The organism is Planococcus sp. A6, assembly GCF_028823615.1.
Taxonomy (GTDB): domain Bacteria; phylum Bacillota; class Bacilli; order Bacillales_A; family Planococcaceae; genus Planococcus.
The window spans coordinates 1-26,713 of sequence record NZ_JAPEHT010000024.1; the positions used below are offsets into that span (position 1 = coordinate 1).

At 45.9% G+C, this 26,713-nt stretch carries 20 protein-coding genes and 1 pseudogene; 10 read left to right on the forward strand and 11 right to left on the reverse strand.

Annotation, left to right across the window (positions count from 1 at the left end):
- Positions 1-3: 3 nt before the first annotated feature.
- On the reverse strand, positions 4-1,731 hold the full coding sequence (locus tag ON064_RS05455; RefSeq protein WP_274623968.1) for an ABC transporter ATP-binding protein: 1,728 nt from the start codon (positions 1,729-1,731) through the stop codon (positions 4-6).
- A gap of 144 nt (positions 1,732-1,875) precedes the next feature.
- Here ON064_RS05455 and ON064_RS05460 point away from each other — a divergent pair, with 144 nt between their 5' ends.
- From ON064_RS05460 to ON064_RS05470, 3 genes are read left to right on the forward strand one after another with little or no spacing between them, the layout of a single operon-like run.
- Positions 1,876-3,321 carry an ABC transporter permease gene (locus ON064_RS05460; protein WP_274623969.1) on the forward strand — a complete coding sequence of 482 codons (1,446 nt, stop codon included), beginning with the start codon at positions 1,876-1,878 and terminating at the stop codon, positions 3,319-3,321.
- A gap of 31 nt (positions 3,322-3,352) precedes the next feature.
- Entirely contained in the window at positions 3,353-4,846 is a 1,494-nt protein-coding gene (locus tag ON064_RS05465; protein WP_407951594.1) for an ABC transporter permease, read from the forward strand.
- 32 nt (positions 4,847-4,878) lie between these two features.
- Complete coding sequence (locus ON064_RS05470; RefSeq protein WP_274623971.1) at positions 4,879-6,690, forward strand: ABC transporter substrate-binding protein; 1,812 nt, start codon at positions 4,879-4,881, stop codon at positions 6,688-6,690.
- Between the two features lie 78 nt (positions 6,691-6,768).
- On the opposite strand, the gene ON064_RS05475 is transcribed toward ON064_RS05470, so the two are convergent.
- Entirely contained in the window at positions 6,769-7,797 is a 1,029-nt protein-coding gene (locus tag ON064_RS05475) for an ABC transporter permease (RefSeq protein ID WP_274623972.1), read from the reverse strand.
- Positions 7,794-8,516 (reverse strand): ABC transporter ATP-binding protein, encoded by a 723-nt coding sequence (locus ON064_RS05480; RefSeq protein WP_274623973.1) that lies wholly within the window; start codon positions 8,514-8,516, stop codon positions 7,794-7,796. The genes ON064_RS05475 and ON064_RS05480 overlap by 4 nt, the downstream gene beginning before the upstream one ends.
- A 221-nt stretch (positions 8,517-8,737) precedes the next feature.
- On the opposite strand from ON064_RS05480, the gene ON064_RS05485 reads away from it, so the two are divergent.
- From ON064_RS05485 to ON064_RS05510, 6 genes and pseudogenes are all read left to right on the forward strand, one after another.
- The gene (locus tag ON064_RS05485; RefSeq protein ID WP_274623974.1) at positions 8,738-9,367 is read left to right on the forward strand and encodes a TetR/AcrR family transcriptional regulator; all 630 of its coding nucleotides are present in this window, start codon (positions 8,738-8,740) and stop codon (positions 9,365-9,367) included.
- A 106-nt stretch (positions 9,368-9,473) separates the two neighbouring features.
- A pseudogene (locus tag ON064_RS05490) lies at positions 9,474-10,507 on the forward strand (aldo/keto reductase).
- Positions 10,508-10,688: 181 nt separating this feature from the next.
- A complete protein-coding gene (locus tag ON064_RS05495) occupies positions 10,689-12,203 on the forward strand; it encodes an amidohydrolase family protein (RefSeq protein ID WP_274623975.1) in 1,515 nt (504 codons plus the stop codon).
- Positions 12,200-13,684, forward strand: a complete 1,485-nt coding sequence (locus tag ON064_RS05500; protein ID WP_274623976.1) for an amidohydrolase family protein — start codon at positions 12,200-12,202, stop codon at positions 13,682-13,684. Before ON064_RS05495 ends, ON064_RS05500 begins: the two co-directional genes overlap by 4 nt.
- A gap of 261 nt (positions 13,685-13,945) precedes the next feature.
- Positions 13,946-15,328 (forward strand): glutathione ABC transporter substrate-binding protein, encoded by a 1,383-nt coding sequence (locus tag ON064_RS05505; RefSeq protein WP_274623977.1) that lies wholly within the window; start codon positions 13,946-13,948, stop codon positions 15,326-15,328.
- 79 nt (positions 15,329-15,407) lie between these two features.
- Positions 15,408-16,622 carry an amidohydrolase gene (locus tag ON064_RS05510; protein WP_274623978.1) on the forward strand — a complete coding sequence of 405 codons (1,215 nt, stop codon included), beginning with the start codon at positions 15,408-15,410 and terminating at the stop codon, positions 16,620-16,622.
- 16 nt (positions 16,623-16,638) lie between these two features.
- Here the strand turns inward: ON064_RS05510 and ON064_RS05515 are convergent, their stop codons facing one another.
- The 8 genes from ON064_RS05515 to ON064_RS05550 form a co-directional block, all read right to left on the reverse strand.
- Positions 16,639-18,090, reverse strand: coding sequence for a cytosine permease (locus ON064_RS05515; protein ID WP_274623979.1), 1,452 nt, complete (start codon positions 18,088-18,090; stop codon positions 16,639-16,641).
- On the reverse strand, positions 18,077-19,420 hold the full coding sequence (locus ON064_RS05520; protein ID WP_274623980.1) for an SLC5/6 family protein: 1,344 nt from the start codon (positions 19,418-19,420) through the stop codon (positions 18,077-18,079). The genes ON064_RS05515 and ON064_RS05520 overlap by 14 nt, the downstream gene beginning before the upstream one ends.
- Positions 19,417-20,109, reverse strand: coding sequence for a response regulator transcription factor (locus ON064_RS05525; protein WP_274623981.1), 693 nt, complete (start codon positions 20,107-20,109; stop codon positions 19,417-19,419). Before ON064_RS05525 ends, ON064_RS05520 begins: the two co-directional genes overlap by 4 nt.
- An 8-nt stretch (positions 20,110-20,117) precedes the next feature.
- Positions 20,118-20,873: a sensor histidine kinase gene (locus ON064_RS05530; protein ID WP_274623982.1), complete on the reverse strand. Its 756-nt coding sequence runs from the start codon at positions 20,871-20,873 to the stop codon at positions 20,118-20,120.
- A 165-nt stretch (positions 20,874-21,038) separates the two neighbouring features.
- On the reverse strand, positions 21,039-21,992 hold the full coding sequence (locus tag ON064_RS05535) for an ABC transporter ATP-binding protein (RefSeq protein WP_274623983.1): 954 nt from the start codon (positions 21,990-21,992) through the stop codon (positions 21,039-21,041).
- A complete protein-coding gene (locus ON064_RS05540) occupies positions 21,989-23,011 on the reverse strand; it encodes an ABC transporter ATP-binding protein (protein WP_274623984.1) in 1,023 nt (340 codons plus the stop codon). The genes ON064_RS05535 and ON064_RS05540 overlap by 4 nt, the downstream gene beginning before the upstream one ends.
- 16 nt (positions 23,012-23,027) lie before the next feature.
- Positions 23,028-23,948, reverse strand: a complete 921-nt coding sequence (nikB, locus tag ON064_RS05545; protein ID WP_274623985.1) for a nickel ABC transporter permease — start codon at positions 23,946-23,948, stop codon at positions 23,028-23,030.
- Between the two features lie 24 nt (positions 23,949-23,972).
- On the reverse strand, positions 23,973-24,875 hold the full coding sequence (locus ON064_RS05550) for an ABC transporter permease (RefSeq protein WP_274623986.1): 903 nt from the start codon (positions 24,873-24,875) through the stop codon (positions 23,973-23,975).
- A 262-nt stretch (positions 24,876-25,137) separates the two neighbouring features.
- Here ON064_RS05550 and ON064_RS05555 point away from each other — a divergent pair, with 262 nt between their 5' ends.
- The gene (locus ON064_RS05555) at positions 25,138-26,706 is read left to right on the forward strand and encodes a glutathione ABC transporter substrate-binding protein (protein WP_274623993.1); all 1,569 of its coding nucleotides are present in this window, start codon (positions 25,138-25,140) and stop codon (positions 26,704-26,706) included.
- Positions 26,707-26,713 lie beyond the last annotated feature (7 nt).

A 26,713-nucleotide genomic window follows, 5' to 3' on the forward strand; every position in this document is an offset into this window, starting at 1 on the left:
TTTTTATTTGGCGACCCAATGGCCGGCTGATATTTCTACGAGCTGCGAGTTCAGCAAATTATACGGGTCGTCATCGGTCCGTTCCGCCATTAGGATGCGTTTTTTCTGTGATTCGATTTCGGGGTCTGGGATCGGTATTGCCGACAGCAACGATTTCGTATAGGCATGTTGGGGGTTGGAATAAAGTTCTTCGCTGTCTGCGAGCTCAACGATTTTTCCGCCATACATGACGGCGACGCGGTCGCTGATATGTTTGACCATCGACAAGTCGTGTGCGATGAACAAATAGGTCAAGCCGAAGCGCTGCTGCAGATCTTCCAATAATTCCACGATTTGTGCCTGAATCGACACGTCGAGCGCGGACAGCGGTTCGTCGCAGACGATGAACTTCGGTTTGACAGCGAGAGCGCGGGCGATGCCGATGCGCTGGCGCTGGCCGCCGGAGAATTCGTGCGGGTAGCGGAAGGCATGGGACTTGTCGAGCCCGACCAGTTCGAGCAGTTCCTCGACCCTCGCTTTGCGCGCTGTTTTATTGGGGCTGAGCTTATGGAGATCCAGCGCCTGGCCGATAATATCCAGCACTTTCATCCGCGGATTGAGCGATGAATACGGATCCTGGAAAATCATCTGCATGTGGCGGCGCATCGTTTTCATTTCTTTTTTCGACAAGCGGTTGACCGACATGCCTTCATACAGCACTTGGCCATCCGTCGGTTCGTGAAGGCGCAGTATGGCGCGCCCGGTCGTTGATTTGCCGGAGCCCGACTCGCCGACAAGGCCGAGCGTTTCGCCCGGGCGGATAAAGAACGAGATGTCATCTACTGCTTTCACCGTGTTGCCTTTGCCCATATCGAAATGCTGCTTTAATGCTTTTACTTCCAGTAAAGGTTCGTTCGGGTTGGCCACTGGCTGCAGCGGCTGCCGTTTCGGTTTTTTCTTTTCATCAAGGTGTGGCAAGGCGTTTAACAATTTTTGTGTATATGGATGTTTCGGGTTTGCGAAAATTTCTTCCGTCGTGCCCGTTTCGACGATTTCGCCTTGCTTCATGACGGCGACTCGGTCGCACATCCCGGCGACGACGCCGAGATCATGGGTGATGAGGATGATCGATGTGCCCATACGCTGTTGGATGTCTCTCATCAAGTTTAGAATTTGCGCTTGGATCGTCACGTCGAGCGCTGTCGTCGGTTCATCGGCAATAAGCAAAGTCGGCTCGCAGGCAATAGCGATGGCAATCATCACCCGCTGGCGCATGCCGCCTGAAAATTCATGGGGGTATTGATGAAACCGCGTGTTACCGCCGCGTATGCCCACCAGTTTCAATATCTCCACCGCTTGCTTTTCGGCTTCTGCTGGGGACATGTTTTGATGCTTGATCAAGCTTTCTGCGATCTGCTGACCAATTGAAAGGGTTGGGTTCAGCGAAGTCATCGGATCCTGAAAAATCATGCCGATGTCACGGCCGCGCACCGCTTCCATTTCTTTTTCGGTTTTATGGGCCAAGTTTTCGCCAAGGAAAGTGACGGTGCCTTGTTTGATGTATGCGGGGGGCGAAGGCAATAAACGCATGATCGAGCGGGCGGTGACGCTTTTGCCGCTGCCGGATTCCCCGACAATGCCGAGTGTCTCGCCTTTTACCAAGTCGAAGCTGATGCCACGGACAGCGTCGACTTCTCGGTCGTTGGTTTGAAAAGCGACATGTAAATCGGATACTTCTAAAATCTTTTCCATTTTCAGCACCTACTATCTATGTATGTGAATGGTTTGAACATTTTTAAGGAAAAATATCCAATTGACTTACAATATGTAATATTTTAAAGTATACTATGCCGATAGGATTAATTCAATATAGCCGAAAGGAGGGGGTTTGTCGTTATGCAGCAGCAAGCGATCGAGCAGAGAAATTTCCGTTTCACTGAACGGATTCAGTCTACGTTTATGAAAATGCAGCTTCGGCCTTTATATTACATACTGCTGCTAGTGCTCGGCCTTCCCGTCACTGTCGCCGTATTTGTTTTGTATGTAATACGAAAAAAAGATGACCGCTCGAACCGGATCCACAACGATGTCTATACGCAATTGCGCGATTCGGATTACTACAGGCAGCTAAGCGAGGAGTTTGCCGAGCAGATTGCGCGGAAAAACCAATTTTTCGGAACACCGGAGCAGGAGGAGTCCGTGCTCAAGCAGTCAGCCACACAAGCGGAAGAGGAGCTGCATAAAACAGCTACGACTAGGACAGCTGAAATACTGGAAGCGCAAGGCATCCGCAAAACGACTTTTTCGCAAATGTTTCAAACGGTGCTGGGCAACCCGCGGTTCTTGATGGTTTCTTTTGTCCCGGGATTGCTCATGTACGGATTTATTCTGTTGTTCAGCAATTTTTACATAAAATATGTACTCGAACGCTTGGTAATGAGTGTCTTTGTCATATTGGGCGTAGTGGTCTTGGTGTTCACCATTCTCTATTTGTCGCCATTCGATCCGGCTGCCAATTTATTGGGTGAAGCGGCCACTCAGCAGCAAATTGATGCTTTCAACCGCCTTCACGGGCTTGATCAATCATACATAGCACAATTATGGAGCGCCGTTCAGGGCATTGCGACCTTTGATCTCGGCATGTCTTATGAAGGCAATGAAAACGTCGCGGCGACCATCGCCAACAAGTTTCCTGTTACGTTTTTGTTGACGGTGTTCGCGCTCGTCATGGCACTCGTCGTTGCGATTCCGGTCGGCATCATTTCGGCGACGCGCCCGAATTCGTTTCTCGACTATTCGCTCATGTTCATAGCATTGATCGGCTTGTCGATTCCGAACTTCTGGCAAGGCTTGATTTTCATTTTAGGGTTTTCCATCAATTTGGAATTATTGCCGGCTACCTACAGTCCGTCCAATTGGTTGTCGATGATCATGCCAGTCGTCGTGCTCGGCACCGCGCTTACGGCGTCGGTGGCCAGAATGACGCGTTCTTCGATGCTCGAAGTCATCAACGAAGATTACATCATTACCGCTAAGGCTAAAGGGTTGAGCCGGCGTTATGTGCTGTGGAAGCATGCGTTCACTAATGCCTTAATCCCCATACTTACTGTGATTGGCTTGCTGTTTGGCGGCATGCTCGGCGGTGCGGCGGTTACGGAAAAAGTATTCAATATTAGCGGAATCGGTTCGTATATTGTGGACAAACAATTCGTGCCGGACATTCCGAGCATTTTGGGCGGTGTCGTCTATATCGCCATCACCATCTCTATCGTCAATGTCATCATTGATCTGTTGTATGCGTTTGTCGATCCGCGCATCCGATCGAAGATGAAACAATATTAAAGCAGGTGTTCCGATGACTTTGAATAAGGAAATGAACAAAACAACCAATAATCGATTGCTGAAAATGTCCTCTGAATACAAACAAGCGAGTTTCACTACCATTATTTCCTTCTTATTGACTCTTGTGTTGGCGCTCAATAGTTTCGGTTTCGGTACACAAGCGGCCAAGCCCGCGGTACTAGCTGTGACGATCGCCTATGCGGCATTCACTGTGCTGCAGTTGTGGATCACACGACGCATCAGGCACGACGTCTTGACGGCGGACACGCTGCAGAAATCGACGCGCCGCTTTGGCTGGGTATTGTTGTTGAGCGGATTGACCGCCAATTTCTTCATGGTCAGCTTTGCCTTCAATTTGATCAAAACGAAAAAGACGCCTGAATACGTCTTTGCTGTGTATATGGTCATGGTTCAATTGTTCATCGTCGCCGTGTCTGCGTTGAACTTGTTCAAGCCGTATGTGGCGGATTTGTTTCCGCTCGGCATGCTCGTGCTGCTTTCGGTGGCATTCTTTTACCTCATCGTACTCGTGTTGATGGCGCGGTTTGTAGATGAGCATGCTGCGGACAAACGGCTGATATGGATTGCTATTCCGTTGATTTTGACGGCAGCGACGGGGAACTTATTTGCGCTGCTGCTCAGTGTCAGCTTGCTGCTGAAAATCCGCAGACAAAAGCAGCCCGGCATCAGCCAATGGAATCTCATCTGGACCAAAATCACCCGCAATACAACCGCCATGCTCGGCATGTTTTTCATCGTTTTTGTATTCGCCATTTCGGTCAGCAGTTATTTGACCTTCGATTACGATTTGGCTATTGCCAATAATTTTGCGGTGCTGCTGCAGCCCCCGAGCTTGGCGTATCCACTCGGAACCGATGATTTCGGGCGGGATATGTTTTCACGGATTGTCTTTGGTGCCCGCATTTCCTTGATTGTCGGTGTGCTGTCGACAGCCATTCCGTTCATTGTTGGCGGGATGCTCGGTGCGCTGTCCGGGTATTACGGCAGAAGAACCGACAACGTCATCATGCGTTTGCTCGATATTCTTTACGCCGTGCCGGGGATCTTGTTGGCGATTGCCATCATTGCAGCGTTTGGCGCCAATACGGTGAACTTAATCATCGCATTGAGTGTCGGAGCGATTCCGACCTATGCCCGGACGATGCGCGCCAATGTTTTGATGGTGTCGAATTTGGAATACGTCGATTCGGCACGCGCACTCGGTTCTGGGGACATGGAGATTCTGTTCAAGCACATTGTGCCGAATTCATTGGCCCCGATGATCGTGAAAGCGACATTGACCATCGGCGGTGCTGTCATTGCGACCAGCAGCTTGAGTTATTTGGGGCTGGGCGTCGAACCACATATTCCGGAATGGGGAAATATCTTGAAAATCGGCAGTACCTATCTTGAGTCTCACTCGTATTTAGCGATTTTCCCGGGGCTCGCCATTATCGCGCTAGTGTTATCGTTTAATTTCTTGGGAGATGGCTTGCGGGATGCGCTCGATCCGAAAATGGATTGACTACATATAAAACAACATTAGGAGGAATTGGAATGAAAAAAACTATCGTGCCCGCATTGCTGGCTTTGGCATTGGTGCTGTCTGGTTGCATCAACACAAAATCGGACGTCTCAGAAGACACCGCAACTGATGGCGTATCAAATGGCGACAAGCCAGTCATCGAAATTCTCAGCATGAGCTCGAATGAAACGGACGTCAACATCGTGCGCGACCAGCTGACTAGAAACGGCTTTGACGTGGAGTTGAACCTCCAACCAGACTACGGTAGTTTTACGGCACAAAAAGATGCCGGCAATTTTGACGTAGCGGTGTCGAGCTGGACGACGGTCACTGGTAATCCGGACTATGCGGTGCGCGCGCTCTTTAAATCGGACGGCGCCAACAGCATTATGGCCGATGAGGAAATCGACGAATTGATTGACCTGGCCAGCACGCAAGCACCAGAAGAGCATGCGGCTACTTATCAAGAATTGGAGCAATTGCTCGTGCTTGACCGCGCTTATATTGCCCCGCTTTATATTTCGTATAAAACTCAAGGCTTCAACAAAGACGTCTTGAAAGAAGACTCGGTCCGTCTGTCCAAATCCCGTGCACTTGCTTGGGAGCCGATTGATTTTGTCGATGAATCCAAACGCGAAAGTGATCCGTTTATCGTGTCGCAAGCGATCTCCTCGCTGACTTCACTGGATCCAATCAAAGGCAATGACGGATCGATCAATCAATTGAATACGAACATGTACGTGCGTTTGGTCAACTTGACGGATGACGACGAACTGACGGCTGAAGCTTCGCTGTCCCATGCTTTCGCCATCGCGGAAGGCAACTCGGACTATTACTTCGTGCTGCGCGATGACATCAATTTTGCGGCAATCGAAGAAGATCAGGCGATTGATACTGGTGAACGTGTCGGAGCGGACGATGTAGTCTTCTCGCTAGACCGCGCTTCCAACCCGGATTCTGTGCCGGATCACCGCACATACAGCTTGCATGAGCATATCGATTCGACAGAAGTGGTGACTGATATAGCGACACTGGAGTCGGCAGTCACAGCAGCGGACGACACAACTGTACTGGAGGCATTGGAAGCGGAGTTGGATACAGATATTGCAGAGCTTGTGGAAGAGAAAATGGACGCTGATAACGCGGCAGGCAAATACCAGGTCGTGAAAATGACTACAACCGAACCGTTCCCGCAAGTATTGAATTATTTGGCGCACCAATCAGCTGGGATTGTGTCGAAGAAACAAGTGGAAAGAATCAACACGTATGATGTAGAGTCATATGATGTGAATACCGACGTTGCTTACGGCGACCAAAATACCGTAACTGAAGGGTCTAGCTATGATAACCACCTGTACGCAAGCGGACCGTATATTTTGTCGAAGAAAAACGACTACGAGGCGACGTTCCTGAAAAACCCGGCCTATATGGCGGATACGGAAAATGCTGCGAAAATCTCAAATGTGACGGTACGTTTTATCGCTGATCCCGACAGCACTTTGTCGGCCTTGCGAAACGGTGAAATCCATTTGTATTACGGCATTCCGGAAACAAAATACGACGTTGTGGAAGAAGATTCGAAATTGGCTTTGCAGTCGATGGAAAGCAACGGCGTCAGCTATATGCTGTTTAACACAGAAGGGCGAGAAGTGGCGGAAAGTGAAGAATTGCGCAAAGCTGTGCTGTACTCGATCGATCAAGAAGAATTCATCAATTATTACCAAGGCAATAAAATCAAAGCTGTCTCGACAGTCAGCCCGTTGGTAGACACGGGGAATGAACTCGTTGCCGATCCGGCAAAAGTCGAAGAGTTTTTGGCTAATTACCAAAATAGCAAAGAATAGTATAAAGCAAAAAGGCAGCCCCTGTGCATAGGGGCTGCCTTTTTGCTGTTCAACAGATTATGTTGATATGTCGATTCGTTACAGCTTGCGGAATTTCTTCAAGGCTTGTGTATTGATGACGTACAGCACGAGCGCGTAAATCGTGAGCCCGGCGAGATAGCCCCAGATGTCCGAGAACCCGTCGCCGTAGACCATGATGCCTTTGATGGCAGCTGCTCCGTAATAGATCGGCATGATATACGACAAATTGCCGAGGTGATACGGAATCAAATCCAGTGGGATAAGCCCCGAGAAGAACACTTGCGGAATGATGGTGAACGGGATCAGTTGGACGACTTGCAGTTCAGAGCCCGCAAAAATGGAAATGGTGGCGCCGAATGACACGGCGGTGACGGCGAGCAGCACCATCGTCAGCAGCACCCAGCCGATATTCCCTTCATTGCTCAGCTGCAAAACGAATATCGCGTACAGCACGATAATGATCGCTTGGATGACGGCAAAGACACTATAGCCGAGTGTGTAGCCGGCAATGACTTCGCCGCGCCGGATCGGCGTCATCATCAGGCGTTCGAGCGTGCCGCGGCTGCGTTCCCTTACGAGTGCCATCGCGGAAATGATGAACACGAAAAAGAACGAGAACAAGGCGAGAAAGACGTAGCCGAGCGAATCGAATAAAGTCTGGTCCTGGGTGCCGTAAACATAGCTGACTTCCGCTTCGGCGGACGGGTTGATGGCCGCCATCGCTTCTTGGATTTCGCTTATCGCCGTGGCGCCTTTTGTCGACGGCTCATAAAGCGTGATGTCCATGGCGGAATTTTCCGGGAAGCGCAGAACCGCGTCGACTCCTTCGTGTTGCTGCAAATAATCGAGTGCTTGATCGGCTTCGTCGGCGGTGATGTCGACCAGCTCGAGTTCCTGCTGTTCCAGTGCATCGATGACGGGAGCGGGAACAGCGACCGGGTCGATAGCGACCGTTGCGACGTAATCCGAATCGCCGAGCAGGAAATAGACCAAGGTCAAGATCAATAGCGGAGCGACGAGGATGAGCATGACGCTGCGCTTGTCGTTGATGGTCTGGCGGATGACGCGTTTCGCTAATTGGATCATGAGCGCGCCTCGCTTTCTGAAGCGGCAAAGAACAAGTCTTCGATGCGGCCGCTTGCGGTTTTGTCGAGCAATCGATCGACCGTGTCGTATTCAATGAGCCGGCCGTTATACAATAGCGCCCCTTTATCGCATTCGACCACTTCGTCCATGACATGCGTCGAGACGATGATTGTCGTTCCTTGTGCTTTGAGCGCTTGGAACTGCGCCCAGATCTTACGGCGCAGGACCGGATCGATGCCGGCGGTCGGTTCGTCGAGAAACAGGATATCCGGCTCGTGCAAAATCGCGATGGCGAGCGACAGCCGCTTTTTCATGCCGCCGGAAAAATCTTTCACCAGTTTGCGTTTGTGATCGGTCAGTTCGACCATATCAAGCACTTCGGCGATGCGCGCCTCACGTGTGCGTTTTGGGAGGTGGTATAATCCGCCGAAAAACGCCAGGTTGCCCTGTGCGGACAAATCTTCATACAAGGCGTCGTTTTGCGGCATGAAGCCGAGCCGTTTGAGAATCGCCATATTCGGCATTTCGGTGTCACCGAATTGGATCGTGCCGCTGTCTGCCGGCAATGCGCCGATCATCAAGCGGATCAAGGTCGTCTTGCCGGAACCGGACGGGCCGAGCAGGCAGCAGATTTCCCCCGCTGCCACGGTGAAGCTCACATCTTTGATAACGGCCGTATCCCCAAAACGTTTGTTGACGCGCGAAAGCTGGATGTCCATAGGGTTTCCTCCTCCGTTTGCTGGAGCCGTATGATTTCTTCCATCAAAATGAGCTGTTCTTGCTGTCTATTTGCGGCTAAGATAATAAACAAACTGTCGTTTTAGTTCTTAGCTTTAGTATAGTTTCTTGGCAATAAGGGGGCAATCATCAAAAACAGGCAATGTGTTGCCTAAACGACAGTACGGGGAGAAGTGTCGGGTAAAAATGGGGAGGAATGAAAATGAACGGGAAACCAGCCGATTTGCGTGTCGTGAGGACGAAACAAGCAATCCGTGCAGCATTGATTGCATTAATCGAAGAAAAAGGCTTTGAGGCGATGAGCGTCAAGGATATTACAGAACATGCGAACATCAACCGCGGGACATTTTACAGCCATTACGAGGATAAATTCGATTTGATGGACAAATGCCAACAGCAATTGATCGAGGAAATGGAAATCAAGATCATCCGCAATATTCCTCAGCTCATCGAAGGCATGAAGCAAAGCCAGAATGGAACGGCCCCTTTCGCTGTGCCGGTGCCGCTCTTTGAATTCCTCCATGACAATAAAAGCTTGATGAAGGCGTTGCTGGGGCCAAGAGGCGATGCCGGCTTTCAGGTCAAGATGAAGGAATTCCTCAGTCAAGCGCTGTTTGAACGCAATAAAGATGTGTTGGTCAATGGCGGAAACGCCCTCGTGCCGCCGCATTATTTGTCATCCTATATCGCTTCTGCCCATATCGGCGTCATCCAGGAATGGCTGAACGGTGATACGAATGAGCCGCCGGAAGAAATCGCGCGCATCATTTCCACGATGACCATCAACGGCCCGTTGTTTGCTGCGGGCTTGAAAGGCAAAGACCAGGCGTGACAAGCGCGGGCATAAAGGGTTTGGAATTTTTGTTTGTCGAAGGGCGTTAAGCGGGTAGAGAATGACTGACAGAAAAAAACAGCTCGTTACTAGGAGGACCTTAACTATGGATTATATTAACTTAGGCAAATCGGGATTGCGTGTCCCGAAATACATTCTCGGCACGATCCCGTTCAGCGGAACGAATGGGTTTGAAGCGGCTGGGAACGTTCAGGAAAACACAGCGAGCCGCATGATTGATATGTCGATTGACGCAGGGATCAATATGTTCGATACGGCGAATCTATATTCAAAAGGGAATGCCGAAAAAGTGCTCGGTGCCGCCATCCGTGGCAAGCGCGACAAAGTGCTAATTTCGTCGAAGACTGGATTTCCGTTCGATAGCCATCCGAATGAGCGGGGAGCTTCACGCAATAACTTGATGAAATCGATCGATGAATCACTCGAACGGCTCGGCACGGATTACCTCGATTTGTATTTCGTCCACTTATGGGACGGGCAGACGCCGGTTGAAGAGACGGTCGAAACGATGAACGATTTGATCAAGGCTGGCAAGATCCGCCATTGGGGCGTATCGAACTACAGCGGTTGGGCGCTGGCGAAGACGCATACATTCGCTGAACAGAACGGCAAAATTCCGCCCGTCACCCAGCAGATCTACTACACGCCGGAAGCGCGCGAATCGGAATATGAACTGCTGCCGGCAGGAACAGAGCTCGGCGTCAGTTCAATGATTTGGAGCCCGCTCGGAGAAGGTTTATTGAACGGCAAGATCGGCCGTGACAAGGAAGCGCCGGAAGATACCCGTCAAGGCGGCGGCTGGCCGGAGCCTTGGATTTATGACCAGGAGCGTTTGCAAACCATAACGCCACCGTGCCTCAAATTGCTTATGCGTGGGTACGCGACCGCCCGAATGTCGGCCCGATCGTCATCGCGGCGCGCAATGAAGAGCAGCTGGAAGAAAACATTGCGTCTTACAAGATCAAGCTTAAGCGCGATGAACACGACTTGATCGAAGCGGCAGCACGGCCGGCGCCATTCTATCCGCATTGGCACCGCGCCATGAGCGGGCCGGACCAAGCGAGCCCGTCCGAACAAGTATATTTGGACGCTTATAAAAAAACGATGGGCATTAAATAATCTACGAAATCTGGCCGGTGCGCAAATGCGTGCCGGTTTTTCTAATGCTTAATATTTCAGTTCAGACCAAACAAGTATAAATAGTTTAAAAAGTCGTATTATTTACGCAATTAAGTTCTCTCTCCCTTTTTTATAATAAGTCATTAAGGTGCTTTATGGCATAACGGAGGGATGGGAGAGAATGATTGATTTGCTTTTAGTGCACGGGACGACTATCACCATGGATAAGGAAAGAAGAATCATCCATGACGGGGCAGTGGCCATACATCAAGGAAAGATATTGGATGTGGGACTGGCTAAGGACTTAAAGATGGAATACGAAGCGGCACAAACAATTGACTGTAAGCATCACTGTATATTACCTGGGCTCATCGATGTTCATGGACATGGCGGCCATTCCATGTTTAAAACGATTGCCATGGAAAACTTGGAACAGTGGATGCCTATCATGACCAATACATACAACCATTTTGTGACCGATGATTTTTGGTATTACGAAGGAAAATTATCGGGGCTAGAAAGGTTGAAAGCGGGAATCACTACTGGCGTTTCAGTGATTGGGTCGACTCCCAGAGCAGATGATCCCATCTTTGCATTGAATCACGCCAAAGCCTATAACGAAGTCGGCGTCCGCAATATCGTCTGTACGGGGCCTGCAAATCCTGCATGGCCAAAACTGTATAGCAGGTGGAAAAACGGCAAAAGAATAACGAGAGAAATCGAATATGAAGAGGTCCTAAAAGGGGCAGAAGCGGTAATAGAAGCTTTGGATCATGCAAATGACGATCGGACACGGGCATTTATCACCCCTTTTGTTATCGTCACTTCAATCGAAGGTTCTGGCCCGACACCGCCATCCAGATTACATCAGCTGACAGAACATGATAGATACCAAGCCCGTAAAATAAGGGAGATTGCAAAAAAGTATAAAACAAGAATTCATTCAGATGCTTTTGGCGGGATGGTTCATATGGCCATCCAGGATAAGGATTATGCGTTATTGGGGCCGGACGTACACCTGCAACACTGCCGGGGCATTTCTTTCGACGAAGTGAAAATCCTGGCTGAAACAGGTACCAAGGTCAGCACCAGCCCAAGCGTCACGCAAATGAGTGCTAGGACCCCGATTGTTGAATTGATGGAACTTGGGGCGACAGTAGCTATTTCCACAGATGGAACCTCCCCTTCCACAAGTTTTGACATGTTTCAGGCGATGAGAAAAACCCAGCTAGTTCATCAAGCTGCCATGCGCGACGAACATTATTTGCCGCCCGGGAAACTATTGGAAATGGTCACCATAGACGCCGCTAGATGTATTGGATGGGATGATGAAATCGGCTCGATTGAAATCGGAAAAAAAGCGGATATCATCACAGTCAATTTGAAACAAGCACATCTCACTCCTGAAACTATGCATGTCCATAGATTGGTCTATCAAGCAGTAGGAAGTGATGTGAATCACGTGATTGTAGATGGAAAGGTATTGATGAGTGAACGGAGAGTGTCAACTGTTGACGAAAATCGAATAATTGAAGAAGCGAATGCAGAAGCTTTGGAAACCATCGAACGTGCGGGGTTAGCTAAGTATATGGCGCCAACAAAGTATTTTTGGGGATCGACGCGGTCTTATGTTGACGAGAAAAGGTTTGATGAAAACGATTATTTATTCACTATTACGAAGGAGGAGCAGCTATGAAGACAAAACTCAAAGGACACTATGTAATAGGTTTTAACGGGAAAGATCATGTTTTATTAAAAGATGCAGAAGTGGTGTTTGAAGGCTCCGACATTATTTATGTCGGAAAGGAATACGAAACACCTGTTGATGAAACAATTGAATGCGGAAATGCCGTGATAAGCCCTGGGTTTATCGACTTGAATGCGTTGGGAGATATCGACCACGATATCCTTCATATTGAAGCAGGTGAAGAAAGGTCGAAAAACCTCTTATGGTCAGAAGAATATATGAAGAACGGGCCTGAGGAAGTGATGACTGAAGAAGAAGAGGCCTTTAAATCCTTATACGCATACACACAATTGATATTGAACGGCGTAACAACAGCCATGCCTATAACTTCCGTATTCTATAAAAAATGGGCGGAGACTTATGGGGAATTGGCGGCAGCAGCACAGCATGCAGGGAATTTAGGGCTGAGAATATATTTGGGTCCAAGTTATCAATCGGGCATGCGCGTTGTTCAACCAGACGGTAGCATTCATGTGGAGTGGGACGAAGAACAAGGAAAACAGGGGCTAAAGCGCGCAATCGAATTTGTGGAACAGTTTGACGGGGCCTATGACGGTCTGGTGAAGGGGATGCTTGCGCCTGAACGCATAGAATGCCAAACAGAAGAAAGCTTGAAACAAACGAAAGCCTTTAGCGAAAAATTAGGCGTTCCTATAAAGCTCCATGCAGCTCAGGGTAGTTTCGAATACCATACCATGATTGAACGGCACGGCATGACCCCTATTCAATATCTTGACAGCATAGGATTTTTAGGTCCTAATACTGGCATTCCACATGCGAATTTTATCGCTGGCTACAGTGAGACGGAAGCTGGGCAAGGGGACGATATAAAAATATTAAATGAAACTAACACCACCGTCATTCACTGTCCAGTAATTATGGGAAGGCGTGGAAGCGGGCTCGAATCTTTTGCGAGGTACAAACGCTCAGAAGTGAATTTAGCCATCGGCACTGACACGTTTCCTCCCGATATCTTTCAAAATATACGAGCCGGCAGCATGATTTCCAGGTTTCATGAAAAAGCTGTTGAAGATTCGTCATTCGCCGATTTTTTCCGCGCTGCGACTCTAGGTGGAGCGAACTTCTTGGGGAGGGATGACATTGGTAGGTTAGCGCCAGGAGCCAAAGCCGACATGATCGTTATTGATTTAGATGGCTATCATATGGGCGTAAATGACGATCCGATTCGGACGATGATGATGAGTGGTTCGGGACAGGACATTAAACTCTCTATTATAAATGGAAAAATCGTCATGAAAGACAGAGTCATTCCTAATATTGATTTAAAGGAACTTCAACTTAAAAGCCAGGCTTATTTTGAAAAAATGAAAAATGGATATAGCAAGAGAGATTATCAGCAACTGGATAAGCAAGACCTATTTAAGACTTCATTTCCTCTAGTCGATTCTTTGAATATGATTTTTAAGTAAAGATTGTGTAAAAGATAGTAAAGAAATTGAAACTTAATTATCAGAATATTTCTTATAATTAATTCAACAAAATCGATACACAAGGGGGAAATAAGTTGAAAAATCTTCAAAGGATCAGAAATGGAATGGTTTTAGCTATTGTGATCATGTTTCTGGCAGGCTGCTGCAACCACAGAAGGGGGAGAAGCGAAAGCTGCGGGGGCTGAAGACACTTTGATTATTGCCAGGTTGTCGGATGCTGAGAGTCTGGACCATCAGTTTATGTCCACGATCAATGCCGCAAGCGTGACCCATGGAAAAGTTTACGAGGGATTGGTCGGCCGTGATAAAAGCGCAGAACTTCAACCGCTGCTTGCAGAAAGCTGGGAGCAACTTGATGACACTACTTGGGAATTCAAGCTCCGTCAAGGCGTAAAGTTCCATGATGGTACTGAGTTTACAGCAGAAGCGGTAAAAGCAACTTTCGATCGCTTATTAGATCCGGAAGTCGGTTCTCCAAGAGCAGGTGTATTAGCGATGGTTGAGGAGATAAAAATCATTGACGATCATACAGTTCAATTCCTATTGTCTGAGCCGTACTCCCCACTTCTTTCGATTCTAGCAAGCCATGAAGGCGGGATCATCAATCCGAAAGCAATCGAGGAATTCGGCGGAGATGATATTCAAAAACCGAATGGGACAGGGCCGTTCAAATTTGAATCATGGACTCCTGGGCAAGTAATCGTGTTAACTCGCAACGAAGAATATTGGGGAACGCCGGCGAAAGTCGGAAGAGTTGAATTCAAAGTTGTGCCCGAGGAAACCACCCGTACATCGATGGTGGAGACTGGGGAAGCCCACATTGCTGAGCCGTTATCCATTTCCCAATTCGCTGCTGTAGATGCATCTCAAATTTCAGAAGTCTACCAAAGTGAAGGATTTGGAACAGAATACATTACATTTAACGTTGAAAAAGAACCTTTCGATGATGTGAAGGTAAGAAAAGCAGTAGCCCATGCCATCGAAATGGATGCTATTCGAAAAGGTGTCTATAATAACATCGGCGGAGAAGCGAATTCTTTACTGGGCTCCAAAGTCTTCGGGTACCATGACGGTTTGGAAACCTACGAGTACAATCTATCCGAGGCAAAGCGGCTACTTGCTGAAGCGGGGTATCCTGATGGCCTCGAGGTTAAGTTGACTACGATGGATAATAAGGAAAGAATCAGCTTAGCAGAAGTAGTGCAGTCGCAATTAAAAGGAATTGGAATCAAAGTGAATATTGAAGTGATGGAATACGGGACTTTTGTAGATACTACACATTCTGGCGATACAGAAATGATCATTACCAGCTGGAGAAACGCAACTGGAGACGCTGATTATAACCAATATAATTTGATGCATTCAAGTTCCAAGGGTGCTAATGGCAATACGTCTTTTTATGCTAACGCCGAAGTAGATGATCTGATTGAGCAAGCTCGCAAGGAATCGGATTCAGCAAAGCGTATTGAATTATATGCGAAAGCTCAAGACATTCAAATGGAAGAAGTGATTTACATTCCGGTAAGGGTTATAGAAAACGTAGCGGTGATGTCTAAAAATGTCAGCGGTTTTGGGATTAGCCCTTCTGGTTATTTGGAATTGAATAACGTCTCTATAAAATAATAAGGTGAAAAGGGATATCCGAGGAGGGTACCCTTTTTTACTTGTAAGTCAATGAAGTTGAAAACTTAGGAGGTACAAAATGTACATATTGAAGAATGTCTTATTGGAAACGGGCTATATCAAACAAGGGGAACGGGTCACTGCAACACAGACAGGAGTTTTTCATTTAAAGATCGCTGAGGGTGTCATTACAGAAATACTGGATTCTGAAAGCCTAGTGCCGGAGGATATTAAAATGATTGATGGTAAGGGACTCCTTGTTTTACCTGCTTTTAAAGAAACCCATGTCCATCTTGATAAAACCTATATGGGGGAACCTTGGCGTGCGTGTGTACCGGCTTCTTCTGTCATCGAAAGAAGCACGATAGAAAAAGACATCCTTTCTACCATAGAATCCAGTACAGAACAAAGAGCAAAAAACTTATTGGATGTCCTCATTGCCAACGGATCGACTTCGGTCCGGACGCATGTCGATATCTATCCTGAGGCCGGATTGAAAAACTTAATAGGCGTTCAGGGCGCCTTGGCGGATTATGGAAATAAAGTCGACTCGGAAATTGTGGCTTTTGCCCAACATGGTCTGCTTCATGGAAATACCGCTAAATTGATGAGAGAAGCGGTGCGCAATGGAGCTGGGTTAGTGGGATCCGTAGACCCGGCAACGGTCGATTTGAATATCGAAGCATCACTTGTTGAATTGATGGATATAGCCGTTGAAGGCGGCGTTGAAATTGATTTGCATTTGCACGATCCAGGCCATCTTGGCGTATTTACGATGAAGCGTTTAGCTGATTTGACGATAGAAGCTGGGTGGCAGGGAAAAGTAGCCATCAGTCACGCTTTTGGGTTGGGGGATGTCACGCAACCCGAAGCAAGAGCGGCCGCGGAGGTCTTGAAAGAAGCTGGAATATCGATTATTTCCAGTTTGCCTATCGGGAGAAACATTCCTCCCATCAGCCTGCTGGACGAGGTTGGAGTTCGCGTAGCGCTCGGGAACGATAATATCTATGATTCCTGGTGGCCGACGGGGAATGGCGATATCTTAGAGCGGTTGGGCAGATTATTGGAGATTAGCCGTTGGACCGATGAATTGTCCTTGTCCCAAGCTTTGCGATTCATTACTGATGGGGTGACCCCGTTAACTTTGGAGGGAGAGCGGGTATGGCCAATGCAGGGAGATTTGGCGAATTTTGTTCTAGTGGACGCCAAATGTGCAGCTGAAACCGTAGCCAGGCGGTCAAAACGGTCAGCTGTATTTCATAAAGGGGAAATAGTAGGCGGAAAACTCGAATAAAAAAGAGAGAATGATTTCATTCTCTCTTTTTTATTCGGTTTTTTTCAGTGAAGATGGTTTGTATATAGTAAAAGCTTACATATAAACATGCAGAAACCAGGATGCCCAAAAGTGATGAAGTGGTGTAAAACACTTCGAGCGCTGTTATTTTGCTTCCGAGCAGGCTAAGGCCGCCAGCGAGCAAGGTAGCCAATAAGGCGGGAACTTTGAAAGAAGCTATCGGATGCTTTCCAGGGATGCCATAAACGGCGTCCATATCGATTATTTTCTTAGAGATAAAATAATAATGTGTCAGCATAACCCCGATAACGGGACTTAGCAATGCTCCTACCATATTAAGGAACATGAAGATGCTCGTAGCATTCTCCATCAGTTTCCACGGCAATAATATAACGCCCACTGTCGCTACTACAAATGCGCTTTTTTTGAAATTTAACTTATTTGGGAATAAAGAGGTTAATTGATTGGCTGCCGGAATAACGTTGCCTACGATATTTACGGATAATGTAGCAAGAGCCAGTGTAGTCAGCGATAGGATAACAGCGAATACACTATCGAATTTATCGACCACTTCAAGTACATTCCAGACCGGGACGCCAAACGCGATTTCAGAACCGATGATGATCGAGATGCTTGCTAAAGCAAACAATAGGTAAGTAGCTATAATCCCGGCAAATTGGCCGCGAGCCTGAGCTTGTTTAGACTGCGAATAACGCGTGATATCCGAAACGCTTAAAATCGGCGCTACCCACGTAGCAACAATAGCGGAGACGCAGGAAATCAATAGGAATAAATTTACGTCACCGTCACCTGACGGCTCAAAAGCTAAAATAGGGGTTATACCGCCTGCTAATTGGATTGACCATATCGACATTCCGCCAAATACTAGGAACACGAGCAAGGTTACGCTTTTCGTCAGCTTCCCCAGGGTATTGACGTCGGCAAAGATGAAAATGAGGTTGATCACCCAAAATAAGAGGAAAGACAGAAGGCTGGGCAAACTCAAGCCAAGAAATAGAAAGCCGCCGCCGAGTGTTAAATATGCAGGGAAGAAAGTTCCGATGAAAATCGAAACAGCAATACTGCCGGCATAGGTCTGGAGGCCGAACCACATAATTCCCGCTACGATTCCCCTGAAAAATCCCGGAACTACCGCACCTTTATCTCCGTAACTTGCCCTTAACAGGATGGAAAAGGGAATGCCGTATTTATTGCCCGCATGTCCATTGAGAACCAATAATAACGCTACTATCATGGCTGCACAGCATATCACCATAAACACTTGTCCGGTCGAGAGGCCCAGTGCGAAAAAACCGCCTATAGTGACGTATGAAGGGATATTGTGTACAGAACCCATCCAAACAGAAAAATAATGGCTGAAACTCCACGTGCGGCTTTCGGAATTTGTTGGAAGTAAATCCCTGTTTATAAAAGGAAGTTGTTTTGGTTCATGATCAATTTGCGTCATTTGGCTGGTCCTCCAATTCTATACGCGAGCGAAAATGATTTCCAAGAGTTTTTTTGATAATGAAAATCCCGATGACGATTCCCGAAAGTAAAAAGCTGGTCCATACCGACTCGAAGTAAGTAAGAAAAGGGGAAGTCGCTAATCCAGCGATTATTCCAAACGATGATGAAAGAACCGGCGGCAATGTTTCTCTGCCATTAGTGAAAACGATATAAAGAGTAGCGAAAATCATGGAGCTATAGATATTTCCGAAGAAAAATAACAATTGAATCGGATAAGGCGTCAGCAAGCTTGCTGCGAAAAGTAAAACTGCGATCAACCCTAACGTAAAGATATTCTTGTATTTGAATTGTTGGTTGGTCGATAGATTCTTAAGTTCGCCCACAACATTTCGGATGAAAAGGGAGTTCAATGAATGCAGTTCAGAACTGGCGGCAGATAACACGGCAGCAAAACAGAATAGAACAAAAACGAAAATCAGTGCATTCGACTCCAGAATGTTGACCAACTCAAAAATAAGCGAATAAGGGGTGTCGAAGGGACGTCCCGAGATAGCCAATAAATAAAGTGATGTTATGGCAATGGGAATGGTAAACCAAATCAGCCCAGTCAGGATAAAGGTCATCTTCACTTTTTCTTTTTTAATGATAAATACTCTTTGCCACGTTGCGCGATCCGTTATCATTTGTCCAAAGAACACCAATAATCCCGTTGAAATAAACCAGAGCGACTCGTTATTCCTTGTAAACAACAAATAGGGATGGTAAAGCTGGATTCCTTCAAAGATGGGAGTAACGCCTTCTTGCATATAAGAATAGACAGGAATGAGAATAATGGTTCCGAAAATCAAGATGACACTAATGCCAGCTAATTGATGGATGCGATATAATCCACCGACTCCGCCAATGAGGAAAAGAAAAAACAAGAAAAGAATCATGCCAATGAATAGCGGGAATGGAAATAAGATGTAAAGTAAGAGTCCTGCTCCCATTATCTGTATAAAAAGCGCGTAAATCCCCATGACGAAGAGAAGGGACATCATGTACCAATACCCGAATGGATTCAATTTTTGTTTTAATACATCACCAATTGTCATTTGACCTGTAAATGTATAGCTAATTTTACGAGCAACAAACCCAAAAAGAATTAAAGCGAGCCCACCCATGAAGGCATAGCCAATTCCCCCGATTAAGCCGTAGCGGATAAGGGTTTCAGGCGAAGAAAGAATGGTGTTTCCGGTAATCCATCTGGCTAGTAAACTGACGACGCCAAAGGCGATTCCCAGCTGGACAGCTCCTTGGATATAAAATTCAAAACTTTTTTTCTTCAATGACCGGTCTCCTTTAGCCTATAGTCTCGAGGCGATAATCCAGTTTCTTTTCGAAACATTTGGCTGAAATAATGTTGGCTATTAAACCCGCATTTCTCGGAAATCTCTCCAATACTGGCTTCGGGCCGATCTGTTAACATTTTCTTAGCCATCATCAAGCGATAATTATTCACATATTCAGAAAAGCCAATTCCTACTTCTTCTTGGAATTTCCGGCTTAAATAAGCTGGATTAATGTGTATTTTCTCGGCTAAATAGTTCAGTGTGATTTTTTCTTCGTAATTTTGGTGAATCAATTTAATGGACTGCTGGATTTGATGCGAATAATGAGTAAGCTGTGAGTAGTTATTCAATACTTTGATAAGATCTTCTTCGATTACGGGCTTGGTGATATAATCTACAACCCCTAATTTTATGGCGGTGTGAGCATATTCGAAACTTTGATAGGCCGTTACCATTACGATATCGGCATTTGAAATGTCTTTCATTTCTTTTGCTAACTCAAGTCCGGTTTTACCGGGCAATTGAATATCCAAGAAAGCTAGAAAAATCTCTTCATGATTTAAGATTTTCATTGCTTGAGAAGCATCTTGGGCTTTGAATATATTCCATCTCGGAAAATTCCGGTTAATCAAATACTCCATTTGCTCCAATTCGAGTGATTCGTCATCGACAAGTAGGATGTTCACGGGAAGATTCACTCCTTTAAATCTTTTTTGTAGACAAGTGGAAACATTACTTTTACTGTCGTGTCATCGACAGAATGTATTATTCCGACTGACTTTTCTTCGTCAGGAAATAGCAACTCCAATCTTTTGGAGATATTGGAAAGGCCTATTCCCTTGTCTGATGAAATCTGCACCCCTTCATTGGGAAGACTGTTACTGACAACAATGCAAATCGTAGAATCTTCTCGTGAGACGGTTATTTTCAGTTCAGCCTTCCCGGCTTTTTTTTCGAAGGAATGTTTGAATGCATTTTCTACAAGTGTTTGAATCAGGAATGGCAAGGTAATTGCTTGACGAACGGAGGAATCGGCAATGATTTGATAATTTAGCCGTTCCCGGAACCGGATTTTTTGGATATCCAGATAAGAAATCACATACGATAATTCTTCGTCGATAGTAATGAATGTAGTATTGGTTTTGTATTTATGTTTCAATAGCCTCGAAAATGTTTCTATTGAATGAATCAGTTCCTGTTTTCGGTCAAGTCGGGCGAGGCTTAGGATGGAGTTCATGGTATTAAAAAAGAAGTGAGGCTGTATTTCTTGGTTCAGCTGATTATATAAGGCTTTTTGCAGTTCACTTTCCAACGCAATTTCATTCTTTTCTTTTTCGATTAAATCAATCCGTTTTTCAAAAACAAATAAGAATAATAATGTGAAGGCACCTACCAGCGGAGCAAGTACACATATCATGATATATAGAGAAAAAGCTTCGATCGTCATCATCTCATGCACTGCTCCTTGCTTTACTGAGTATGGGGAGTGGTGGGGCGAATTAATGAAAGTAGAGCATTCTGGTCTCGGGTTCTGTCACCTAAACCTAACCCGAAAATCAGAAATGCTCAATAGTTATATCACATTATTTTATTAGCTCGGCAAACGGTATTTTCATTACGATAATTCTTCTGCATAATGGCAACTGACAAAATGATTTTCGCGCAGCTCCCGTAATGCGGGTTCTTCAGTTTTGCAGCGATCCGTAGCGAATGGGCAGCGCGTATGAAAACGGCATCCTGTTGGTGGATTGATAGGAGATGGAACATCGCCCTTCAGTAAAATCCGCTCAATTTTTTCAGAGGGGTTCGGCACTGGAATTGAAGACAGAAGAGCCTTTGTATAAGGGTGCAAGGGCACTTCGAATAGATCCTTTTTATCGGAAATCTCTACGATTTTTCCTAAATACATAACCATAACTCGATCGGAAATATAACGAACAACGCTCAAATCATGGGAAATAAATAAAAAAGTAAGCTGAAATTGTTTTTGCAACTTTTTCAATAGGTTCAGGATTTGGGCTTGAATAGAAACATCAACTACCGCCAGTGCACGGGCGATTCCAATGCGTTGACGCTGCCCTCCACTGAATTCGTGGGGATAGCGATCTAAAGCTTCAGCTGGTAGTCCTACCAAGTTCAATAATTCAATCATCCGCTCCCGCTGCAACGGTTTTGCTACAGATTTTTGGATAGTCATGGCTTCGCCTAAAATTTGCTTGATTTTCTGTCTCGGATTAAGCGAAGCAAAAGGATCTTGGAAAATGACCTGTAAATCGCCACGCAAGTCGCGCATTTCTTTCTTGCTCAAGTCTACTAGGTTCTTTCCGGCATAGAGAACTTTTCCATCTGTCGGTTCATCAAGTTTCAAGATAGAGCGGCCAGTTGTTGATTTCCCACAACCTGATTCTCCCACTATGCTGAGTGTTTCCCCTTCGTTGACTACAAAAGAGATGTCATCGACTGCTTTGACATATGCTTTCGGTTGGAAGATGGAATCCTTTTTTACAGTAAAGTATTGTTTTAAGCCGGAAACTTCCAACAATATCTTTTTTTCCTCAGTAATCTTCATGAACTGAGCACCTCCTTATGCGGTTTTGCAGCGGTCCATTCATCTGAATACATCCAGCAACGTACTTTGGAACCGTCTTGTTGTTCAAGCAGTTCCGGCTTTTTTTGTTCGCAAATGCTTTCAGCGAAAGGACATCTAGAGGAAAAGCGGCACCCTGCAGGCATATTGTAAGAACTCGGAACACTGCCCTCAATTGTATATAATTCATCTTTATCCTCATCGATCTTCGGAAGGGAGTCCAAAAGGCCACGTGTATATGGATGCTTTGGGTCATCAAAAAGATTTTGGGTGGGAGCATGCTCCACGATATTTCCGGCGTACATAACAGCTACTTTATTGCATGTTTCAGCAACTACTCCAAGATCATGGGTAATCAAGACAACACCCATGCCAAGTTTCACCTGTAGATCTTTGATCAGCTCTAAAATTTGAGCTTGGATTGTGACATCCAAAGCAGTTGTCGGTTCATCGGCAATTAAAACTTCAGGGTTGCAGGAAAGGGCCATAGCGATCATGACACGCTGGCGCATGCCGCCACTCAATTGAAACGGCTCTTGTTTCGCTCTCTTTTCAGGAGAGGGAATGCCAACCAATTTCAGCATATCAACGGCTTTAGCACGTGCTTCTTTTTTGTTCATTTTTTGATGCAGGCGAATTGCTTCTGCAATTTGCTCGCCGACGGGAATGACCGGGTTGAGGGAAGTCATGGGCTCTTGGAAAATCATCGAGATTTCATTCCCCCGGATTTTGCGCATCTCACTGTCCGGAAGAGATACCAGGTCTCTACCTTTAAACAGCACTTCGCCGCCTTCAATTTTCCCTGGAGGGGTAGGAATCAGGCGAAGAATTGACAAAGATGTAATACTCTTGCCGCAGCCCGATTCTCCCACAATTCCTAAGGTCTCGCCTTTCTTTAGTGAAAAATCGATTCCATCGACAGCTTTACTGACGCCGCGTTTCGTATAGAAATAAGTCTTTAAGTCTTTGACTTCTAGAATGGTTTCTTGCATTTCAGTCATCTTCGAGCACCGCCTTTTAGTTTAGTTCAATCCGTTTGTTGAAGAACCTGTACAGAATATCCACTAGCAAATTGACCGCTACAAAAACTAAGGATGCAACCAAGACGCCCCCTTGAACCATTGGCAGATCGCGCATTCTAATCGAATCCACAATCATTCTTCCGAGGCCGTTGATGGCGAATATCGATTCGACCAACACGGTTCCCCCAAGCAATGCCCCAAACTGGAGACCAACCACTGTAATGACGGGGATCAATGCATTACGGAGAGCATGTTTATAAACGATTACACGTTCTTTTACTCCTTTTGCACGGGCGGTCCGTATATAATCTTGACGAATCACCTCAAGCATGCTGGAGCGTGTCATCCGAGCAACAATGGCTGCACCACCGGCCCCTAGCGTAAAGGCAGGCAAGACGATATGAGCCATGCTGTCCCAGCCTGCAACGGGAAAGATTTGTAATTTTACTGAGAATCCGTACATCAGCATCAAACCGAACCAAAAGCTCGGCAGTGAAATTCCGAGAAGTGCAATGACCATCACAACCGTATCGATGATTGAGTAAGGTTTAACTGCTGAAATAATGCCGGCAGCCATCCCAAGAACAATTGTGATTAATGTACTGAAGATTGCCAGTTCGAGAGTAATGGGCAGGCGAACCAGGATTTCATCAAGAACAGGCTGGTCGTTCTTTAATGAGTTTCCTAAATCACCACGGAAAATATTTGTGACATAGTCAATGTACTGAGCATATAACGGTTGATTCAGGCCGAGTTGTACTCGAAGAGCTTCAATCGTTTCTTTTGTTGCCCCTTCACCTGCCAAGAGAACCGCTGGATCACCGGGCACGAGCTGCATGATGATAAATACCACAATCGTCACCCCAAAAATAACGGGGACCGTTTGAATGAGACGCCGTACGATGAACATAAGCATTGAAAGAACCTCCTTTGTTAAAAATTATTTTTTCATGCGGGGATCGAATGCATCACGCAGGCCATCACCGAAAATATTAAATCCAAGTACCAGAAATGCAATTGCGAGACCAGGGAAAATCGCGATATAGGGCGCGGTGAATAAGAAATCTCTTCCGCTGCTCAGCATTGTCCCCCATTCCGAAGAGGGAGGCTGAGCGCCTAGCCCTAAGAAAGATAATCCAGCTGCTGAGAGAATGGCAGTTGCGACCCTTAATGTTCCTTGAACAATAATTGGCGAGAGAATGTTCGGGAGAATGTGCTTGAAAATGATGGTTCCATCCTTTGCTCCAAGTGAGCGGATGGCATCAATGTATTCAAGCTGCTTTACTTCCAACGTCGATCCTCTAACAATCCGGGCAAATAGTGGAACGGAAAACGCCCCGACAGCAATTGTTACATTGACTAGGCTTGGTCCTAATGCACTGACGATTGCTAGTGCCAATAGAATTCCTGGGAATGCTAGAAGAACATCCATGCAGCGCATAATGACAGAATCAAGCCACTTACCATAGTAGCCGGCGATTAAGCCAAGCGTGATGCCGAATACAGCACCGAAAATGACAGCAGCAAAACCAACACCCATCGATAGTCTGGATCCGTAAAGGATTCGGCTAAGGATATCTCGTCCTTTATCATCGGTTCCCATCCAATGTTCAGCAGATGGCGGCATGAGTTTGTTGCTCAGGTTTATTTCGTGAGGATGATATGGAGCTAAAATTGGTGCGAAAACGGCAATGAAGACATAGAACAAGATGATGAGGCCTCCCACTACGGCTGCTTTATTTTCTAGAAAAACGGAAAAGAAGCTGCCGATTACTGATTGCCTCGGATGATCAATTGTCTGAGTGACGACTAAAGGCTTTTCCTTATTCAATTCGACTGTCATGTTATCCCTCCAAAACTGATTATTTTAAAAGAAAAGCTGCTGCTTGTTCATTAGAAGAAGCAGTGCGATTTATTTCAAATTATCAGAATCTCTATAAAAGTAAATGCTATTAGGAATAGTAGTCGAAATAGTGAAATTATTTGTAAAGAAAGTGTAAATAATCTTCTAACTATTCTCTTATCATTAGGGATGAGCTCGACACATCATCATCACTGCTCATCTGCAGGCAAGAAAATAACAAAAAGGAAGAGGGATTTAAATGATGAGAAAAAGCGGAAACCGAGTTATTTTAGGATTTACATTAGTATTGGTCTTTCTACTGCTCGCGGCATGTTCTACAAATTCTGCCCAATCACCCGAACAGGAAGCTGCTGCCAATGAAAATTCAACAGGGGGCACGTTGAATGTAGTCCGACTTTCAGATGCTACCAATTTAGATCCGCATTTTATTACAGATATCCCATCAGCAAATATCAACTATCAGAAAGTCTATGAAGGGTTAGTTAAACCTGATGAAAATTTTGTTCTTCAGCCCTCCCTCGCTAAAGAGTGGGAGATAGTCGATGATACGACCTGGGAATTCAAGCTAAATGAAGGAATTACGTTCCATGATGGAGCAGCTTTTGACGCAGAAGCAGTCAAAGCGACTTTTGACCGTTTGTTGGACCCGGAAACAGGATCGCCGCAGCGTGAAAAGTTTTCGATGATCAAGGAAGTAAAAGTAGTGGATCCGATGACAGTTCAATTGCTTCTGGAATATCCCTACGCACCGCTCTTGTCTATCTTGGCTAGTCAGGAAGGTAGTATCTTGAGTCCGAAAGTGTTGGCTGAAGATCCGGATTCTCTAAAAGAAAAGCCGGTAGGAACCGGACCATTCATATTTGAAGAATGGAAAAGTGGACAAGAACTATCTTTAACTAGAAACGAAGAGTACTGGGGTGAAAAACCAAGCATCGATCGAGTGGTTTTTAAAGTTGTTCCTGAAGATGCAACTAGACTTGCAATGATTGAAACAGGAGAGGCGCATATCAATGACCAAGTTCCTGTTACCGAAATTGAACGTATTGAAGCTTCTGACACAATGGGACTTACACGCACAGAAGGGCTTGCAGTCGAATTTCTCGGCTTCAATACACAGAAAGCACCATTGGATGATGTACGAGTGCGTAAAGCGATCAGTCATGCGATCGAGCGGGAATCAATTATTTCAGGTGTTTACAACAATGCAGGTACATTGGCGAACTCGGCTATGAGTCCGAAAGTATTTGGGCATAGTGAAAATACAAAGCCTGCAGAATACGATTTAAATGAAGCGAAAAAGTTATTGGAAGAAGCAGGAGCAGAGAATTTGAAAATTTCATTATTGACAAGCGACAGAAAAGAACGCATTAACATGGCTGAAGTTATACAGTCCCAGTTAAAAGGAATTGGCGTAGAAGTAGAGATTCAAGTAGTTGAATACGGGACATTTATTGAGATGACAAATAGTGGAGAACATCAAATGTTCATCAGCGGCTGGGGAAATGCAACAGGGGATGGGGACTATAATCAATACAACTTATTCCATTCAGCTTCGCACGGACCGGCCGGTAATTCTTTCTACTATAGTAATCCTGAAGCAGACAAATTAATTGAAGCTGCGCGGGAAGAAACGGATGAAAACAAACGTTTGGAAATCTATGAAGAACTTGCACAAATTGAGATTGACGATGCAGTTTATGTGCCGATTCGCAATTACGAACACATGGCTGCCCATAATGAAAGCGTAAGTGGATATTGGTTAAACGCTGCCAACTACTTGATGCTCGATGAAGTCGAAATAGCTAAATAGGATGTGT

What these genes read in the sequence shown, in the direction of transcription:
- ON064_RS05455 (WP_274623968.1), bottom strand. Translation starts at nt 1,731, where the DNA reads ATGGAAAAGATTTTAGAAGTATCCGATTTACATGTCGCTTTTCAAACC.
- ON064_RS05460 (WP_274623969.1), top strand. Translation starts at nt 1,876, where the DNA reads ATGCAGCAGCAAGCGATCGAGCAGAGAAATTTCCGTTTCACTGAACGG.
- ON064_RS05465 (WP_407951594.1), top strand. Translation starts at nt 3,353, where the DNA reads ATGAACAAAACAACCAATAATCGATTGCTGAAAATGTCCTCTGAATAC.
- ON064_RS05470 (WP_274623971.1), top strand. Translation starts at nt 4,879, where the DNA reads ATGAAAAAAACTATCGTGCCCGCATTGCTGGCTTTGGCATTGGTGCTG.
- ON064_RS05475 (WP_274623972.1), bottom strand. Translation starts at nt 7,797, where the DNA reads ATGATCCAATTAGCGAAACGCGTCATCCGCCAGACCATCAACGACAAG.
- ON064_RS05480 (WP_274623973.1), bottom strand. Translation starts at nt 8,516, where the DNA reads ATGGACATCCAGCTTTCGCGCGTCAACAAACGTTTTGGGGATACGGCC.
- ON064_RS05485 (WP_274623974.1), top strand. Translation starts at nt 8,738, where the DNA reads ATGAACGGGAAACCAGCCGATTTGCGTGTCGTGAGGACGAAACAAGCA.
- ON064_RS05495 (WP_274623975.1), top strand. Translation starts at nt 10,689, where the DNA reads ATGATTGATTTGCTTTTAGTGCACGGGACGACTATCACCATGGATAAG.
- ON064_RS05500 (WP_274623976.1), top strand. Translation starts at nt 12,200, where the DNA reads ATGAAGACAAAACTCAAAGGACACTATGTAATAGGTTTTAACGGGAAA.
- ON064_RS05505 (WP_274623977.1), top strand. Translation starts at nt 13,946, where the DNA reads ATGTCCACGATCAATGCCGCAAGCGTGACCCATGGAAAAGTTTACGAG.
- ON064_RS05510 (WP_274623978.1), top strand. Translation starts at nt 15,408, where the DNA reads ATGTACATATTGAAGAATGTCTTATTGGAAACGGGCTATATCAAACAA.
- ON064_RS05515 (WP_274623979.1), bottom strand. Translation starts at nt 18,090, where the DNA reads ATGACGCAAATTGATCATGAACCAAAACAACTTCCTTTTATAAACAGG.
- ON064_RS05530 (WP_274623982.1), bottom strand. Translation starts at nt 20,873, where the DNA reads ATGATGACGATCGAAGCTTTTTCTCTATATATCATGATATGTGTACTT.
- ON064_RS05535 (WP_274623983.1), bottom strand. Translation starts at nt 21,992, where the DNA reads ATGAAGATTACTGAGGAAAAAAAGATATTGTTGGAAGTTTCCGGCTTA.
- ON064_RS05540 (WP_274623984.1), bottom strand. Translation starts at nt 23,011, where the DNA reads ATGACTGAAATGCAAGAAACCATTCTAGAAGTCAAAGACTTAAAGACT.
- nikB (WP_274623985.1), bottom strand. Translation starts at nt 23,948, where the DNA reads ATGCTTATGTTCATCGTACGGCGTCTCATTCAAACGGTCCCCGTTATT.
- ON064_RS05550 (WP_274623986.1), bottom strand. Translation starts at nt 24,875, where the DNA reads ATGACAGTCGAATTGAATAAGGAAAAGCCTTTAGTCGTCACTCAGACA.
- ON064_RS05555 (WP_274623993.1), top strand. Translation starts at nt 25,138, where the DNA reads ATGAGAAAAAGCGGAAACCGAGTTATTTTAGGATTTACATTAGTATTG.